This is a genomic window from Corallococcus terminator (assembly GCF_049194865.1).
Lineage (GTDB): Bacteria > Myxococcota > Myxococcia > Myxococcales > Myxococcaceae > Myxococcus > Myxococcus terminator_A.
Map to the genome: position 1 here is coordinate 223399 of NZ_JBLZWL010000003.1, position 15559 is coordinate 238957.

Here is a 15559-nt window from a genome sequence, read left to right on the forward strand (position 1 = left end):
GGGAAGAACTGCGCGCGCAGGAACGAGTCCTCGAACGAACCAGAGATCGCGCTCGGACCCTCGTCACCTTCGCGCGAACCCGAGAACTCACGGTGTCCTCCGAGGAAGAGCAGCGCCTCGCGGCCATGGACGAAACAGAACTGGCGCGGCTCAGCACCCTTGCCTTCACCTCTCCAGACGCGGCCCTCCGAGCACTCCGTGAGGCACTGGGCCTCCCGACACGTCGTCACTGAGCGCGCGACGGAACTCCCGAGCAGGTCCCGTCGTAGTCCTTCGGCCAGTTCGAGGACACCTCGGCACGAATCGACTGCTGCCTGATTCAGCCCCTCCGCGGGAGCAGGCGCCCTCGCCAGAGCCCTCCCAGCGTCACGACAGCGGGAAGCAGGGCCTCGACGAGCAAGAAGCCCAGGTATGTCCGTGCTTCGGTCAAAGAGAGCTCGGCCTGGAGGACGGGGCCGACGTCAGCGCTGAAGAAGTCGTCCTGAAGCCAGACGACGGCCCAGAGAACCGAGAGCACGCAGGCCACTCGCCACAGCCTTCCTCCGCGCCAGAGCACGAGCAGGGCACAGAGCGAGGACATCACGAGAGTCGCCAGGACCGGAGCGGGCTCCCAGGGAACCTGCTGCTTGTCCAGCACCTCTGCCCAGCACACGCCAGGGAACAACATGACGCCCAGCGCGACCTGGGATGCGTATCTGCCCATGGGTGTGGCTCTTTACCCCGTCTGAAGCGTGAACGCGGGCACGTAGCGTTCATCCGCGGTGCGCTCGTGCACCACCACCGGCCCCACCGCGTTGAGCCGCTGCCCCAGGAACAGGCAACACGCCGACGGCGCGTAGAGCAGCAGATGCGTACTCGCAGCCCGATATCGATTCCTCGCGCGTCGAATCAGTTCCCGCGCCTGGACCGCGAAGGCCACCGCGTCCCCTGCCGAAGTCACTGCTCCATCGCCCGGTCCTCCCTCCGGCTCCAAGACGAGCACGGCGCGATACACACCCGGGTGCTCCGCCTCGAAGCGCTCCAGGTCCACATGCGCGTCGTTCGTGAGCTGGAACATCACCAACAACACCTTCCCCTCCGAGCCCACCTCACGCTCGACCGCGCGCAACCGGCGCTCCGAGCCCCCCTCGTCCGAGCGCCACAGGAACGTCTCTCCTCGCGTGAGCTGCTCGGCACGGACGCGGAAACCAGCTGCCTCCGAGAAGTGGAAGCCCACCGCCAGCGACAGGCTCAGTGGCAGCTTGCCCCGGAAGTCCACCAGCGCCCCTTCCGGCCGGTCCGCCAATCGCTGCTTCGCCGCGCGCAACTCGGGCAACAGCTTCTCTCGCCACACCGTCTCGTCCGGAAGCCCGCGCGTCTCCCTGTCGAAGTACGGCGTCCAGTCCAGCTCCTCTGTCGGCGCGCGCTCCCACTTCCGACGCGCCCACCCGTGAATCCACAGGCTCACCGTGGGCCCTCCGTCATGTGGTGCGAACAGCTCCCGCGCCCCCAGGAACTCCCTCAACGAATCCCGCGTCACCCGCTTGGCCTCCCCCGACACCTCCACCCATTCGCGCAGACCGTCCAGCACACTGGCCCGGGGGTTGACGCCCTGCCGCAACCCGAGCTGGTCCATGCGCACGTCCACCTGCGCCTCCAAGTCGCGAATGCTCGCGTGCCCGAGCCGCAAGCGCAGGTCCCCGAAGAACCCTCGCAGCTCCTCCAACGTCGCCTCGCACCGTGCCCCCCAGCGCGTGCTCCCTTCATTGAACGAGCCCGGCCGTGACTCGGTGAAGAACTCCGGCGTGAGCGCATGGTCCCTCCCTCGCAGATAGCGCCCCAGTCGCTCCTCCACGCCCCAGTTGCTCACCAGCCACACCTCCACCAGCCCTCGCTCGCGCAGCTTCCGCCAGCTCGCGAAGAGCTTGTGCAACAACGAGCGCCCTCTTCCTCCAGGCACCTCGCAGAGCAAGTCCAACGAGTACTGGCTCCGGTGGTCCACGTGCCACTTCACCTGCACGTAGCGACTCGCCACCCCCGAGCCCTCCCTCGCGTGCAGCGTGACATCGTCCGCGGCTCCCGCGTCGGGGTGCTCGATGTAGCCACACTCGAAGGGACAGTCCTCATCGAGAAGGTGGAGCAGCTCGTACCAGCCATACAGGTACTGGTACCGGTCTCCTTCGAGTCGGGATGCGCTCTGTTCGCCCATGTCAACCGCCCCTCCTACCGAGGCTGAATCAGCTCACGGTGACGGTTGAAGAGCTCCTCGAAGATGCGCCGCATGTCCTCCTGGGCGTCCTCGCGCGACTTCTCGTCCCAGTGGCTGAGCGCCTCGAGCACGCGAGCCACCCAGCGCCCATCCGGGTACCGCACGAGCTTGCGCTGGAAGTAGATGCCGGTGATGAGCTCGTCGCGCGGGTCCACGTCGAGCAGGCTCACCCGCTGCTGCGAATACGTCTCGAATGGGTCTGGAGACGTCTTCAGGCCGGCGATCTCCACCGTCGCGCGCTCCAGCTTCGGCGCGGGGCCGCGCTCGTCGGTCAACCCGAGCGCATTGAGCCGACACACCTGGAACAGCCAGATGAGATAGCGGCGCAGGCGGCGCTCGGAGAGCATGCGAATGGGCTTCTCGGGCTCGAAGACGCGAAGGCTCTCCATCGCGTTCCAGATGATGGACTCCATCGTCCTCGTCTCGCCGGCGTCCTCCACCGTCCGGGCCTGCTTCGACTTGCGCCACGCCAGCGCCGCCTCGATGGCGATGGCGTCCGCGTCGAAGTCCGCCGCCTCCAGCACGAAGCCCGTGCGCCCGCTCCCGCTGAACGTGTACGAGGTCAGCCCGCCCTGATGCACATGGAAGACCTCGTGGACCATGAACAGGCGGACACACTCCCGCCAGTCATCGTCACCCACGCGCTGCTTCAGCGCCTTGAGCCCCAGCAACATCCCCACGTCGAAGCCCCACTTGCCACCGACATGACGGTAGAGCTGCGTGGGCACCATCGCCGGCACGTCCTCCACCACGCTCCGCAGGAACTTCTTCCCGTCCAGCGCGTCGACGAGCCCCTGCTGCGCGGGCTCGGACAGCCAAGCCACCAGTTCCTGGTGCACCTTCCGCACGTCGGCAAGCGCCTTCACCGCCTCGGCGAGCTGCGCCGTCGTGGGCTCGGTGGCCAGGGGCGCGGCGCGTCCGGCCTTCAGCTCCCGGACGGACAGGTACTGCTTCCGTTCGGCGTCGTAGTGGTGGAGCCACAAGGGGAGCTGCGTGTTCACGTTCACCGCGGTCCCCAGCGCGGCGGCGAAGCTCCCTGGACAGTCCATGGCCAGCAGCACGGACGTGGCTCCACCCAGGCGCTCATGCAGGTCCCCGAGCACGCCATGAAGCTGCTCCACCGCACGAGAAACATCCTCGGGGCTTCGGATGGCATCCGACGCGGGCCCGCGCACGGGGCGCACGCGAACCTCGGCCAGGAGGTTCGAGCCATGCTCCCTGCGAAACGCCGCCAGCGCCTGGTCGCCAATGGAGCGAGTCACCTCCAAGACGAGGGCCACCAGCCCCGTGCCGCCCTGCTTCGCCTGCGGCAGCCCCTCCACCACGAGGAAGTCCTCGGGTGGGGCGGCCCGCTCGCGGTCGAAGCCCAGCGACCACTCCCCAGTCCGCGACTGCTGGTACACGCGCAAGGGGCGCCGGGGCAGGCACGAGGCCAGGTGGAGCATCAACTCCAGCGGCGCGCATCCGAAGAGGTGCACCGGCAGGTGGTCCAGCCCCAGCTCCTTCTCCTTGCCGACCAGCGCGCTCGCGAAGCGCTCGTTCTCCAGAAACGCTCCCGCCCACTCCGGCCCTCGCAGCGACCGGACGGAGAGCTTCTCGTCATGGGGATGGAGCACCGCGCTGGCCACGTCGCGGTAGCCCTCGATGCCCAGTCGCGTCAACGTCTGCCTCGCGGCGTCCTCGATGACGGGCCGGTCGTGCTCGTAACGGAGGATGAGCGCCTGAGTCCTGGGGTTGATGGAGAGCTCCGCGTTCGACATGTGCGCACCTCGGTTGACGACGTCTCCCAGGGAAGACGCCAACCGGACGAGCATCCCTCGCGGGCGCGCTCACTTTCTCGCGGACGCTCAGGGAGCCTTCTTGCGGTAGACGGGCCCGAAGAGCGTCGAGAGCCGCTGGTGCGCCTGCTCCGGGTTTGACACTCGCTCCTGGAAGGCGAGGCCCACCTCCCGGACGGCGTTCTGGAACAGGTTCCGAGCGGCCTCCCGGTGCCCAGGCTCCATCCGCGAATCCACGGCGACGCCCAGCTTCGCCGGGTCACGGCAGGTCTGCATGACCCGCTCTGACAAGTGGCGGAACAAGACCTCCAGGCGCTCCAGCAACGAGCCCCCGGGAGGTGACTGGAACGCCGAGTAGCACATCACCTCCAGATGGAAGGAGCGCAGCGGGCTGTTGTCCCGCGCGCGGTTCCACTGCTTGACCAGCTTGATGAGCGGATTGAGTCGCCCTCCCGCGGCCCGGTCCGCCTGGGCACAGGCCTCCTGGTGCGCCTTCGGGTCCGTCCGAATCCAGGCGCCCGTGTCCCGCTGGGGAATCAGGTAGCCCCCCTGCTCATGCCGATAGGCGGGCACGACGTCGACATGGATTCTCGAGGAGAAGTCGATGCGCAGGGAGTGCCGCTGGAAGGCCGGCAGCTCGCGCTCGGGCCACTGCTGCTTGAATGCCTGACGGATATCCCGGAGCAGGTCATCGGGAGTCCGCTGGCCGCGAGGCTGACGCGCGGAATCGAGCACGACGAACACATCCACGTCGTGAAGGGGACGAAGCGCCGTCCCTCGACTGTAGGAGCCCGAGAGGAACTCCTCCGCCGAATCCAGCCGCTCGCGCAGCACCTGGCGCACCACCCCATGCTGCCGCGTCACGTTGTCGCGTTCAGCGGGTGTCAGCTCCAACTCCTCCAGGAGCCGCTGCATCGCCTGTTCAACGGTCCACATGTTCCACCCCTCGTGCTCGGGACGCTCACGGAGGAAGACGCCAAATCACCCCGAACCCCTCGCCACTGCCTCCATGGCGTCGAGCGCTCGCTGAATCTCCTCCAGCGAGGGCCGACCTCCCGCCCGCTTCGCCAGCATGCTCCCGAGCAACGTGCCCATGGACTCAGGCGCCAGCCCTTGGAGTCGGGACAACGGAGGCGGCTTCGTCACATGCAGGAAGTGCAGGCCGCTGTTCGTCTCCGAGCCGAACGGCGGCTCCCCCACCAGCAGATGAAACCCGAGCGCCCCGAGCGCATACACATCCACCCTTGCATCCACCCCCTTGGGGCTCATCCACTGCTCGGGAGCCATGTACTCCCCCGTCCCCAGCAGGGCATCCCGGGCCGTGGACACCTGGAGCGGCGGAAGTGGCGCGCCCTCTTCGGGGACGAGCCGGGCCAGCCCCAGGTCCGTGAGCCGGAGGTCCAGCGCGCCAGAGTCCTCCCGCGCCACCAGCACATTCGCGGGCTTCACGTCGCGGTGGATGACGCCGTGCTCATGCAGATAGCGGAGCACCTGGGCGAGCTGACGAAGCACCTCGATGCAGTCGCTCAGCACCAGGCGCCCACCTCGTGCGGCCAGAACGGCATGCAGGCTGGTCGGAAGCCACTCCAGGACGAGGAAGGGCGGTCCATCCTCGGGGAGGGCCCCCAGCGCCAGCGCCTTCACCAGATGCGGATGCTGGAGTCGCAGGAGCGTCTGGGCCTCGTTGATGAAGCGCGCCACCAACTCCGGCTGGAGGCTCGCCGACGCGCTCAACATCTTCACCGCCACCTGGGTGTCCTCCTCCGGATGACGCGCCTGATAGACATCGCTCGACCCACCCACCGCGACCCAGCGGAGGATGACGTACTCCCCCACCCGTGTGCCGGGAGCCAGCATCAGGTGGCCTTGGACGGGTCCAGCGCGCGCAGCCTCGGCATCCAGTACAGCATCCCCCGCAGCTCCTCCGCGCAGTCGAGGTGCTCGGCCACGAAAGCCTCCAGGTCCACCGCTTCGCCCGCCTCACGGCGACGCAGGTACTTGGAGAACGCGGCATCCGCGGCGTTGCGCAGGGCGGCGGCTTCGGGTGACAGGGGAGCGTCGGCGTCTGGCGCCTCGGCCATGTCGTCGCGCAGCGTCCGGACGCCACGCCCCATGAGCGACTCCACGGCTTTCGGCGTCTTGCCCATCCGCTCCGCGATGGTGCTCACGGGCAGGCCCTCCAGGTGGAACAGGCGCAAGGCCTCACGCTGGTTCTCGGGGAGCACCCCGAAGGCAGACAGCAGGCGCCTCCACTCCTCCTTGTTCGCGGCCACCTGACTCGGGCTGCGCTCCATCGTACGCGCGTCCCGCGCCTCCTCCGCATCCAGGGGCACCGTGTCGGAAACATCACGCCGCTGCCGCGTGCCGCGCCGGTACGTCTGGATGGCCTCGTTCTTGACGATGGTGCGAAGCCAGCTCCACCACTCCGCCTCGCTCGTCCCCGTGAACCTACCGAGGTGCTGGAAGACCTTCAGCAGGGAGTCCTGGGTGAGGTCCGAGGGACGAGCGCCCACCTTCGCGGCCTGCTCTCGGTGCTGCTTCGCCCACACCCCCATCCTGTCCAGACAGCGACGCAACAGCTCTTCACGTGCTGGCTTCCCGTCCGCGCGAACCTGGACCAACAGCGCCTCGAACGACACCTTCGACAGCGAGGACTCATCCATGTCCATCCTCCATCACGGCACAGCACCCTCGCACTCGGAAACATTGAAGCGCGCGTCTTCAGCGTCCCTGTCCAAGAACCGTCGAACCAGCGCACAGCGCTCCTCGTACAGCGGAGTCGCCCGCGCGGGCTCGCCCCTTTGCTTCACCCATTGCTCGTGCCCGTGCAGGGCTTCCGCGAGCACCAGGGCGAAGCGCTTGTTGGAGGACTCTCCCGCCAGCAACACCCGCGCCTGCTTCTCCAGCGCAACGTAGTCCGCCTCGACGTCCGCCCCGCGATTCAAGTCGAGCGCGAGTCTCACACTCCAGAGACGGACCCAGCTCAACACCCACCCGCGATAATGGTCGCCCGGCTTGCGCTTCACCGCGAGCTCGGCCAGCACCAGCGCCTCGGCCAACCGTGGCTTCGCGTCCTCCTGGCGGCCTGCTCGACGCAGGGCCTCGGCCAGGTAGGCCAACGCATGGACGTGGAGGGTGTCTCCGTAGACAGGGTCTTCCATGGAGAACAAGGGCACGGCCCGCTCGAACAGCGCAATCGCCTCCTTCATCCGTCCCTCCCCGAACTCCAGCTCCGCCAGCTCGGTGAGACTCACCGCCAGGGACCTGTCGTCCACCTCCTGCTGGGACTCGAGGAGCTTGATGGACTCGACAAAGAGAGAGCGCGCTTCGGGCAGTCGACCCGCCGCCATCTCGACCTTGCCCTGCTTCGAGTGATTGAACGCCCACTGCATCGGCAGCCTATCGTCCGCGACGCCGAGCTGCTTCCCCTCCTGAAGCAACACTCTCGCCTCTTGGAGCCGCGCTCCCGTCTCCCGGAGCGTACCATTCAAGAAGTCCACATCCGCGCGGCGATGGGCCATCCCCACGTTGGCCATCAGCACCTCGGGCCGCTGCTTTGCCTCCGAGGGAATCTCGCGCAAGAGCTTGTCGAACTCATTCAACAAAGACCGCCTCGGCTCCAACGTGTTCGGCAGCAAGCTCAGCGGCCAGTCCACGTCCCCCACGAAGGCATCCACCGCGGTGATGAGTCCTCGCAGGCTCTCCACCGCGCGGATCTGCGCCTGCTTCGCGAGCACCGCCGCGACGAGAATCACGAACATCGCCAGCGAAGCCGCGAACACCTGCGCGCGCCGTGTCCACCTGCGCCTCCGCTCCAGTCGCGAGGCCGCCTGGAGGAAGGTCTCCGCGCGCGGGCTCACACCTCGGACCTCACGCCCCGGCGTCGCCACGCCCTCGCGGTAGTGCGTCAGCAGGGTCCCCAGGGGCAACCCCTCCGGAGGACGCTTCGCCTCGTCCCACGTCCGCGCGGCGACCTCCAGGTCCGCGCGAACCTCCAACCGCCGCCGCTCCTCGTCCAGCCAGGTGACGAGCGAGGGCACCCGCTGCAGCAGCGTCTCGTGCACCAGGTCCACGCGCTGCGCTTCGACCTCCGGGCCTCCGGACAGGAGCACCAGCCTGGGGGCCTGCTCCGCGCCTCCCGAAAGCCCGCTCAGCCGCAGCAACACATCCTCGGCCAGCGTGTCGCCCCCGGCCTCCGACAGCACCTCTCGTCTGGAGCGAGGCCGCCGCGTGTCCTGCGCGCCGCGCCCTACCTGCACCAGCGACAGGAGCAACCACTTCGCTCGCTCGCGGCCCTGCTCCCCCAGACTCGCCAGGAGCTGCTCCGCGTGCTGAGACAACGCGCCGCCCACGCCGCCCATCCGGTCAAGGTGCTCGTGCGTCAGCGGTGCCCCACCGCTCATGGTCCACAGTGAGCGCAGCGCATGCCCGAGCAACGGCAGCCCGCCGCCCTCCCCCTTCGCCTCACGTACCATCCTCGCCGCCAGGCCCTCGCTGAGCTTCAGCCCCGCGTGCCGCGCCATCCCATCGACGACCTCCCGCAGGGCCTCTTCATCCATCTGCAGCAGCGGGAGGCGCTCGGCGCCTTGAAGCAGGCGGGACAGCTTCGGGAGCTGCTCCAGCCGGTGCAGGAAGTCGCTGCGCAAGCACGTCAACAACCGCAGCCGCCCCTCCTCCTCCGACAACACGCCGCCCAGCAGGCCATCCAGCACCGTCTGCTCAGCGGCTCCCGCGGTGAAGAGCTCCTCCAGCGGCTCGACCACCAACAACAGCAAGGTCTCCTCGGGGACATGTGCCTGGACGAAGGCCCGAAGCCCGTCGGGCCCCGCGCGCAGGCCTCGCTCCACGTCGTCCACCTCGGCGCCCGGGAACGCCGCCGCGAGCGCCTTCGCCAGGTTCCGCACCGGCTCATGAGAAGGCCGCGCCACGGCGACCATCCAGCGCGGCATCCCCGAGGGGGGCGCCTCACCGAGCCGAGGCAACACCCCCGCGTGGAAGAGCGAGGACTTCCCCACTCCACTCGGGCCCTCCAGCGAGACCCAGCGGCGCCCTCCCGAGCGGGCCTCATCGAGATACCCGAGCACCCTCCCCGTCTCCACCTTGCGTCCGAAGAACAGCTCCGCCTGAGCCTCGCTGAAGGGCGAGAGCCCCGGCACGGGACAGGTGTCCTGCTCGTGCGCCCAGGAGCGGCTCAGCATGTCGCGACACCGGGCCATCGACGGGCGCTCCGCGGGGGACTTCGCGAGCATCGACGCCACGAGCGTGGAGAGCGCTCCCGGAATCGACGGCACGAGCTGCCCCAACAAGGGCGCCGGCTCGTTCACATGCGCGGAGATGACCTCGACCATCTCGTCCGACACGAACGGACGCCGCCCGGAGAGCAGCTCGAACAGCATCACCCCCAGGGAGTAGACGTCCGCGGCCCCATCCACCGAGGAGGCGCTCCGGAGCTGCTCCGGCGCCATGTAGTGGTAGGTCCCGATGAGAGCGTTCTCCTGCGTATGAACCTGGGTCGCGGCGAGCCCGTCATCGCGGAACGGCGGCAGCTTGGCGATGCCGAAGTCCAGCAGCTTGACGCGATACCGCAGGGCGGCGCTCGCGTCGTCACAGAGGAACACGTTCTCTGGCTTCAAGTCCCGGTGAACGATGTCCCGGGCGTGAATCTCCGCCATCACCCGCGCGACCTGGGCGCACAGCGCCAGCGCGGACTCTCGCGGCACCAGCTCCGAGTGCTCCGTCATCCACTTCCGCAACGACGAGCCCTTGAGCAACTCCATGACCAGGAACACCTGGCCCGCCAGCTCCTCGCAATGAAGGGCTCGCACCACGTCAGGCAGGTCGAGCCCCACCAGGGCACGTCCCTCCTGAAGGAAGCGCGCGACCCGCTGCCGCTCTCCAACCACCTCTCGGGACAACAGCTTCAACGCCACACGTTGCCCCGTGTGCTCGTTGACGGCCTCGTAGACCTCCCCCATTCCCCCGCTCCCGAGCAGCTTCAGCAACCGGAACGGGCCAACCTGGGACGACGGTGCGCTGAGCATGGGGATGGGAAAAGACTTACTCCGTCGTGAACACCTGAGAAAGCCTCGCCCGGGCGGGGTCCCTTCCCACCTACTCCTTCACCGCGCCCGCCGTGAGTCCCGACACAATCCTCCGCTGGAACAACACGGTGAGCACCACCAGGGGCAGCGTGGCCACCACGGAGGCCGCGGCAATCTCTCCCCAGGGCTCGCGGTACTCGCTGGCGAACAGGCTGATGGCCACCGGCACCGTGCGCTTCTCCGGCGTCGTCAGGAACGTCAGCGCGAACAGGAACTCGTTCCACGCGAAGATGAAGACCAGGATCGCCGTCGTCGCCAGCCCCGGCGCCGCCAAGGGCAACAACACGCGACGGAACGCCTGGAACGGCGTGCAGCCATCCACCCGCGCCGCGCGATACAGCTCGTCCGGGAGCTGCCGGAAGAAGGACGTCAGCACCCACAGCGTCAGCGGCATCGCGAACGTCGCATAGGGCAACGCCAGTCCCACCAGACTGTCTCGCAGCCCCACCGCGCGCAGGATGAGATACAGCGGGCTCACCGTCGCGATGGGCGGAAACATGCTCACCGCCAGCGCCGCGCTCAACAGCAGGCCCTTGCCTCGGAACTCCAGCTTCGCCAGCGCGAACGCCGCCGCCGAGCCAATCACCAGACAGAACACCGTCGTCAGCGCCGCGACCACCAGCGAGTTCAACACCACCCGCAAGAACGGCCTCCCCCACAGCACGCTCACGTAGCTCTCCAGCGTCAGGTGCGAAGGCCACGGCCTGGTCAGCTCACCATCCGGCCACAGGCTCGTCAGCACCTGCCAGACGAACGGCCCCAGGAAGAACGTGAGGAACGCCACCACCGCCAACGCCGTCCCCATCCCCGCGCGCTGTCTCATCGCGCCTCCTCCTGGCGCCCCAGCAAGCGCAGCCACACCGCCGCCAGCACGACGACACACAGGAACGTCGCCACCGACAGCGTGCTCCCGTACCCGAAGTCTCCCGAGCGCATCAGCGTCTTGTACGCGTAGATGCTCAGCGTCTCCGTCGTGTTCGCGGGGCCGCCCTCCGTCAGCACGTAGATGGCGTCGAACACCCGGAACGCATCCAACGAGCGGAACAGCACCGCCAGCAGCAACGCCGGCTTCAACAGCGGCAAGGTGATGGAGCGGAACGTGCGCCACGGTGACGCCCCGTCCACCCGCGCCGCCTTGTAGAGGTCCTCGGGAATGCCTTGCAGCCCCGCCAGCACCAGCAGCGCCACGAAGGGCGTCGTCTTCCACACGTCCACCAGGATGGCCGCGTGCAACGCGTACCCGGGCGCGCCCAGCCAGTTGATGTCACTGCCCAGGAGCAGGCGATTGATGAGCCCGTAGTCCGGATTGAACATCCACGCCCACAGCCTCGCGCTCACCACCGTGGGAATCGCCCACGGCACCAGCACCGCCGCGCGCAACAACCCTCGCCCCGGGAACGCTCGCTGGAGCAACAACGCCAGCGGCACCGCGAGCAACAGCTCCACCCCCACCGCCACCACCGTGAAGTACGCCGTGTTCCCCAGCGCCGACCAGAACCGCGCGTCCCCGAGCAGGTACGCGTAGTTCCCCAACCCCACGAAGCGCCGCTCCCCGAAGACGAGGATGAAGCGGTGCAGGCTCAGCCACACCGCCGCGAGAATCGGATACAGCGCCACCGCCGCGAGCACCAGCACCGCGGGCGCCACCAGCCAGTACGCCTGTCTGCGCTCCCGCTCCAGCGAGCCCCGCGCACGCGTGCTCGCGCGGTCCTCCACGGGTCCGCGTCCCTCGGAGGTCATCGTGTCGCCTCCGGGGCGCGCTGCCCCTCCACACCCATGAGCACACCGGCCGCTCCCGGGGTTCGCGCGCCAACGCACGGCCCTCGTCCCTGGGAGGCCGCGCCCGATTCCCCCGCGCTCATCGCCCCTCCCCCATCAGGTGGTCCACCTGCTTCTGCGCGCGCCTCAGCGACTCCTCGGGCGAGCGCAGCCCCGCCACCGCCGCGGAGAACTCGCTCTGCAACACATCTGAAATCAGGTTGTAGTACGGCGTCACCGGCCTCGGCTTCGCGCGCTCCGCCATCTCCCGCAGGCCCGCGATGAACGGCGAGCTCTCCTTCAGCCTCGCATCGTCATACACCGCCGCCCGAGGTGGATTGCGCGCGTAGTGCACCGCCAGCACCAGGTTCGCCTCCGGCGACGTCAGGTGCGCGATGAGCTTCGCCGCCAGCTTCCGCCGCTCCGGCGATACATGCGCGTTCACCGCGAGCTGATACCCGCCCAGCGTCCCGAAGCCCGGCTCACCACTCACCGTGGGCAGCGGCGCCATCCCCACCTTGCCTCGGATGGGCGAGCCCTCCTTCTGCGCCTCGCTCCACGCATACGGCCAGTTGCGCATGAACACCGCGCGCCCCTCCTGGAAGATGCGCCGCGCCTCCTCTTCGCCGAAGCCCATCACCGTCTCCGGCGACACCCCGCTCACCAGCAACCCCCGCAGGTACGCGAGCGCCTCGCGCGCCGCCTCCGTCTCCAACAACACGCGCCCGTGCTCCCCCATCGCGTGTCCGCCGTGCCCCCACAGCGCTTCAAAGACATTGCAGCTCAGCCCCTCGTACTGCCGGCCCTGCCACACGAAGCCCTGGATGCCCGGCACCTTCGCCTTCGCGTCCAACGCGAAGCGCTCCAGCTCCGCGTACGTGCGCGGCGCCCGAGGCACCAGGTCCGTGCGGTAGTACAAGACGCCCACGTCCAGGTACCAGGGCACCGCGTACGTCCGCCCCTCCACGACGACGGCCTCCACCGGCCCCGGCAGGAACTCCTCGCGCAGCCGCTCCGGCGGGAACTCCGCCGACAGGTCCGCTATCCACCCCGCGCGCGCGAACTCCGGCACCCACACCACGTCCGCCACCAGCACGTCGAAGTCCTTCGCCCCACCCTCCAACGACGTGAGGAAGAACTGGTGCGCCAAATCAGACGAGTTCGGCAGCGCCTCGGTGACGAGCGTCACCCCAGGGTGGGCCTTCTCGAAGCCCGCCAGGAGCTCCCGGAAGGGCTCCGGCGGCCCCCACAGCGGCTGATACTTCAACACCAGCCGCGTGGCCTCCGCCCCGTCACGCCCCTCCTCCGAGCCGCCCCGCCGGCACCCCGCCGACAGCACCGAGACACCCAGCACGAGCACGACGAAGAACGAGCGGACCATGGGTCCCGGCAGTCTCCAATCCTCCTCCCCACCGTCAACCCGCTCGCCTGCCCACGGTTCTCACCCCAACACCCTGTTTCCACTCGCGGACAGGCCACACCGGGCAATTCGGGTCCATTTGGAGAAAAACGCCCCTCTGGAACTCCAGGGACCAAACCCAGGACGTCCGTTTGCCTTCTGCCCGGGAACGGGCGTTATCCTTCCGACAGAGCAGCAGCGGTACCTCTGGGTGGGGGATGCAATGGCGGAGAAGGCTCGGGAGTGGAAGTACGGCGCGCATCGGGTTCGCATCGACGGGCCGGACATCGCGGTGGCGACCTTCGACGGTCCCATCACCATGGACGACGTGAAGCGCACCTCCGAAATCTACAAGGAGGTCTACGAGCTCCTCGGCCCCTACTACATCCTCGCGGAGATTGGCCGCTCCCAGATTGAGGCCGCCGGCCGCCGCTACCTCTCCGAGAACAACCGCTCCGAGTGGTTCAAGGGCTGCGTCTACGTCGGCGCCGACATCGTCCAGCAGACCTTCGGCAAGGCCATCTCCCTCGCCATGCTCTTCACCGGCAAGTCCAGCTTCGAGACCACCTTCGTCAAGACGATGGCCGAGGCCCAGACCTGGGTCCAACAGAACCGCGCCCGCTCCCAACGCAAGGCCGGCTGAGTCTCTCCACTGTCTCCTTCCAGACCCGGGCCCCTCTAAAAGTCCTGGTTTGGAAGGTAAGACTGGATTCTCGCTCCCGGTTGCCCTGGGCGGTATGCTTGCGCCGTCAGCCCAAGGGAGCGCCCATGCAGCAACAGGAATGGAAGTTCGGTGCCCACCAGATTCGCCAGGAGGCCCCGGACCTGGTCGTCGCCGTGTTCAGCGGCATGCTGAATCTGGAGGACATGAAGCGGGCCGTTGAAATCTACGGCGAGGTCGCCAAGAGCGGCGGCTATTACATGATTGCCGATATCGGCAACTCGCAGCTCCAGGCGGAAGCGCGCCGGTACCTCTCCGACAACAGCAAGGCGGAGTGGTTCAAGGGCTGCGTCTACGTCGGCGCGGACATGGTCCAGCAGACCTTCGGCAAGGTCATCTCGCTGGGCATGTTCCTGACGGGCAAGTCGGAGTTCAAGACGGAGTTCGTCAAGACGATGGCCGAGGCCCACGCCTGGGTGGAGCAGCAGCGCCGCGCCAACGTCCGCAAGAGCGGCTGAGCGTCGTCCCGCCCGCCGTCGCCGTCCGCCTCAACCGTCGCGGTGGCCCCGTCCGGGGCCCCGCCGCTTCCCCTGCCTGTAACCGGGTTGAGCGCTTCCAACGCGCTCCCCACACCCCGGGTCTCCGCCCGGATTTCCCACAGTCCGAGTCGATGCGACTTTCCCGTCGACCGCCAACTGTCCGGAATCAGGCCTCTTCCGCCACTACTGAACCCTCCGGGTGACGCAGAAGGCCAGTTTCACTGAAAAAATCTCACCCCACTGGCAAGATAACTGGAAATTGGTGTATAGGCGGTCATTCTGGAGCCCCCATCGCGCCCTGTTTTCCCAGTCGGGCTCTGGAACCGGCTGTGCCCCATGCCTCAACCAACCCTTGTCCGAGCAGTGAGCTGGGGGGGCCCGCGCTCGAACTGCCGAGTGACTCCATGCCCGTAACGGTTCAGAAGCAGGAAGAGACCGGTGTTCCAGCCCATGCCCCCGCGGCGCCTCGCTGCCCTCACCTGGGAGCGCAGTACAACCCCTTCGCGGGGCCCCACGTCGACAACCCCCACCCCTTCTTCGAGAAGCTGCGCAAGGAGGAGCCGGTCAGCTTCAACCCGATGCTGAACATGTGGCTGGTGAGCCGCAACGACGACATCCTCCAGGTGCTCAAGGACACGACGCGCTTCTCCAACCGGGACATGCTGTTCAGCGGGACGACGCTGACGGACGAGGCGAAGGCCATCCTGGAGCAGGGCTTTCCGCTGGCCCACGTGCTGCTGGGCATGGACCCGCCGGACCACACCCGGCTGCGCCGGCTGATGAACCGCGGCTTCACCGCGCAGCGCATCGCCGGCATGGCGCCCTTCATCGAGAAGCTGGCGCGCGAGATGGTGGGCAGCTTCGCCCAGGACGGCCACGCGGACCTGGTGGAGCAGCTGGCGTACCCGCTGCCCGCCCACGTCATCCTCGGCGTCATGGGCGTGCCGCAGGAGGACGTCTGGAAGATAAAGCGCTGGAGCGCGGACTGGCAGCAGCTCACCTTCGAGCACGTGCCGCCGGAGAAGCAGCCGGAGCTGGCCCGGGGCGTGATTGAGTTCCAGAAGTACTGCGTCCA

At 68.1% G+C, this 15559-nt stretch carries 13 protein-coding genes; 3 read left to right on the forward strand and 10 right to left on the reverse strand.

Annotated features, from left to right (window positions below):
* Positions 1 to 319: 319 nt before the first annotated feature.
* From ACN469_RS04970 to ACN469_RS05015, 10 genes are all read right to left on the reverse strand, one after another.
* The gene (locus ACN469_RS04970; protein WP_498764643.1) at positions 320 to 703 is read right to left on the reverse strand and encodes a hypothetical protein; all 384 of its coding nucleotides are present in this window, start codon (positions 701 to 703) and stop codon (positions 320 to 322) included.
* A 12-nt stretch (positions 704 to 715) separates the two neighbouring features.
* Positions 716 to 2188: an SAVED domain-containing protein gene (locus ACN469_RS04975; protein WP_498764645.1), complete on the reverse strand. Its 1473-nt coding sequence runs from the start codon at positions 2186 to 2188 to the stop codon at positions 716 to 718.
* 14 nt (positions 2189 to 2202) lie between these two features.
* The gene (locus ACN469_RS04980) at positions 2203 to 4008 is read right to left on the reverse strand and encodes an SAVED domain-containing protein (protein ID WP_498764647.1); all 1806 of its coding nucleotides are present in this window, start codon (positions 4006 to 4008) and stop codon (positions 2203 to 2205) included.
* Between the two features lie 87 nt (positions 4009 to 4095).
* Complete coding sequence (locus ACN469_RS04985; protein ID WP_498764649.1) at positions 4096 to 4962, reverse strand: CBASS oligonucleotide cyclase; 867 nt, start codon at positions 4960 to 4962, stop codon at positions 4096 to 4098.
* A gap of 45 nt (positions 4963 to 5007) precedes the next feature.
* Positions 5008 to 5883 carry a serine/threonine-protein kinase gene (locus tag ACN469_RS04990; RefSeq protein WP_498764651.1) on the reverse strand — a complete coding sequence of 292 codons (876 nt, stop codon included), beginning with the start codon at positions 5881 to 5883 and terminating at the stop codon, positions 5008 to 5010.
* A complete protein-coding gene (locus tag ACN469_RS04995; RefSeq protein WP_498764653.1) occupies positions 5883 to 6689 on the reverse strand; it encodes a sigma-70 family RNA polymerase sigma factor in 807 nt (268 codons plus the stop codon). The genes ACN469_RS04990 and ACN469_RS04995 overlap by 1 nt, the downstream gene beginning before the upstream one ends.
* 12 nt (positions 6690 to 6701) lie before the next feature.
* Positions 6702 to 10067: an nSTAND1 domain-containing NTPase gene (locus tag ACN469_RS05000; protein ID WP_498764655.1), complete on the reverse strand. Its 3366-nt coding sequence runs from the start codon at positions 10065 to 10067 to the stop codon at positions 6702 to 6704.
* A gap of 70 nt (positions 10068 to 10137) precedes the next feature.
* Positions 10138 to 10950, reverse strand: coding sequence for a carbohydrate ABC transporter permease (locus tag ACN469_RS05005; protein WP_498764657.1), 813 nt, complete (start codon positions 10948 to 10950; stop codon positions 10138 to 10140).
* Positions 10947 to 11867, reverse strand: a complete 921-nt coding sequence (locus ACN469_RS05010) for a carbohydrate ABC transporter permease (RefSeq protein ID WP_498764659.1) — start codon at positions 11865 to 11867, stop codon at positions 10947 to 10949. The genes ACN469_RS05005 and ACN469_RS05010 overlap by 4 nt, the downstream gene beginning before the upstream one ends.
* Before the next feature lie 118 nt (positions 11868 to 11985).
* Complete coding sequence (locus ACN469_RS05015; protein ID WP_498764661.1) at positions 11986 to 13266, reverse strand: ABC transporter substrate-binding protein; 1281 nt, start codon at positions 13264 to 13266, stop codon at positions 11986 to 11988.
* A 241-nt stretch (positions 13267 to 13507) separates the two neighbouring features.
* Here ACN469_RS05015 and ACN469_RS05020 point away from each other — a divergent pair, with 241 nt between their 5' ends.
* The 3 genes from ACN469_RS05020 to ACN469_RS05030 all read left to right on the forward strand — a co-directional run.
* The gene (locus tag ACN469_RS05020; RefSeq protein ID WP_498764663.1) at positions 13508 to 13927 is read left to right on the forward strand and encodes an STAS/SEC14 domain-containing protein; all 420 of its coding nucleotides are present in this window, start codon (positions 13508 to 13510) and stop codon (positions 13925 to 13927) included.
* A gap of 125 nt (positions 13928 to 14052) precedes the next feature.
* Positions 14053 to 14463, forward strand: coding sequence for an STAS/SEC14 domain-containing protein (locus tag ACN469_RS05025; protein WP_498764665.1), 411 nt, complete (start codon positions 14053 to 14055; stop codon positions 14461 to 14463).
* 425 nt (positions 14464 to 14888) lie between these two features.
* Positions 14889 to 15559: cytochrome P450 family protein (locus tag ACN469_RS05030; RefSeq protein ID WP_498764667.1), on the forward strand; the 671-nt coding region annotated here is incomplete at its 3' end.

What these genes read in the sequence shown, in the direction of transcription:
- ACN469_RS04970 (WP_498764643.1), bottom strand. Translation starts at nt 703, where the DNA reads ATGGGCAGATACGCATCCCAGGTCGCGCTGGGCGTCATGTTGTTCCCT.
- ACN469_RS04975 (WP_498764645.1), bottom strand. Translation starts at nt 2,188, where the DNA reads ATGGGCGAACAGAGCGCATCCCGACTCGAAGGAGACCGGTACCAGTAC.
- ACN469_RS04980 (WP_498764647.1), bottom strand. Translation starts at nt 4,008, where the DNA reads ATGTCGAACGCGGAGCTCTCCATCAACCCCAGGACTCAGGCGCTCATC.
- ACN469_RS04985 (WP_498764649.1), bottom strand. Translation starts at nt 4,962, where the DNA reads ATGTGGACCGTTGAACAGGCGATGCAGCGGCTCCTGGAGGAGTTGGAG.
- ACN469_RS04990 (WP_498764651.1), bottom strand. Translation starts at nt 5,883, where the DNA reads ATGCTGGCTCCCGGCACACGGGTGGGGGAGTACGTCATCCTCCGCTGG.
- ACN469_RS04995 (WP_498764653.1), bottom strand. Translation starts at nt 6,689, where the DNA reads ATGGATGAGTCCTCGCTGTCGAAGGTGTCGTTCGAGGCGCTGTTGGTC.
- ACN469_RS05000 (WP_498764655.1), bottom strand. Translation starts at nt 10,067, where the DNA reads ATGCTCAGCGCACCGTCGTCCCAGGTTGGCCCGTTCCGGTTGCTGAAG.
- ACN469_RS05005 (WP_498764657.1), bottom strand. Translation starts at nt 10,950, where the DNA reads ATGAGACAGCGCGCGGGGATGGGGACGGCGTTGGCGGTGGTGGCGTTC.
- ACN469_RS05010 (WP_498764659.1), bottom strand. Translation starts at nt 11,867, where the DNA reads ATGACCTCCGAGGGACGCGGACCCGTGGAGGACCGCGCGAGCACGCGT.
- ACN469_RS05015 (WP_498764661.1), bottom strand. Translation starts at nt 13,266, where the DNA reads ATGGTCCGCTCGTTCTTCGTCGTGCTCGTGCTGGGTGTCTCGGTGCTG.
- ACN469_RS05020 (WP_498764663.1), top strand. Translation starts at nt 13,508, where the DNA reads ATGGCGGAGAAGGCTCGGGAGTGGAAGTACGGCGCGCATCGGGTTCGC.
- ACN469_RS05025 (WP_498764665.1), top strand. Translation starts at nt 14,053, where the DNA reads ATGCAGCAACAGGAATGGAAGTTCGGTGCCCACCAGATTCGCCAGGAG.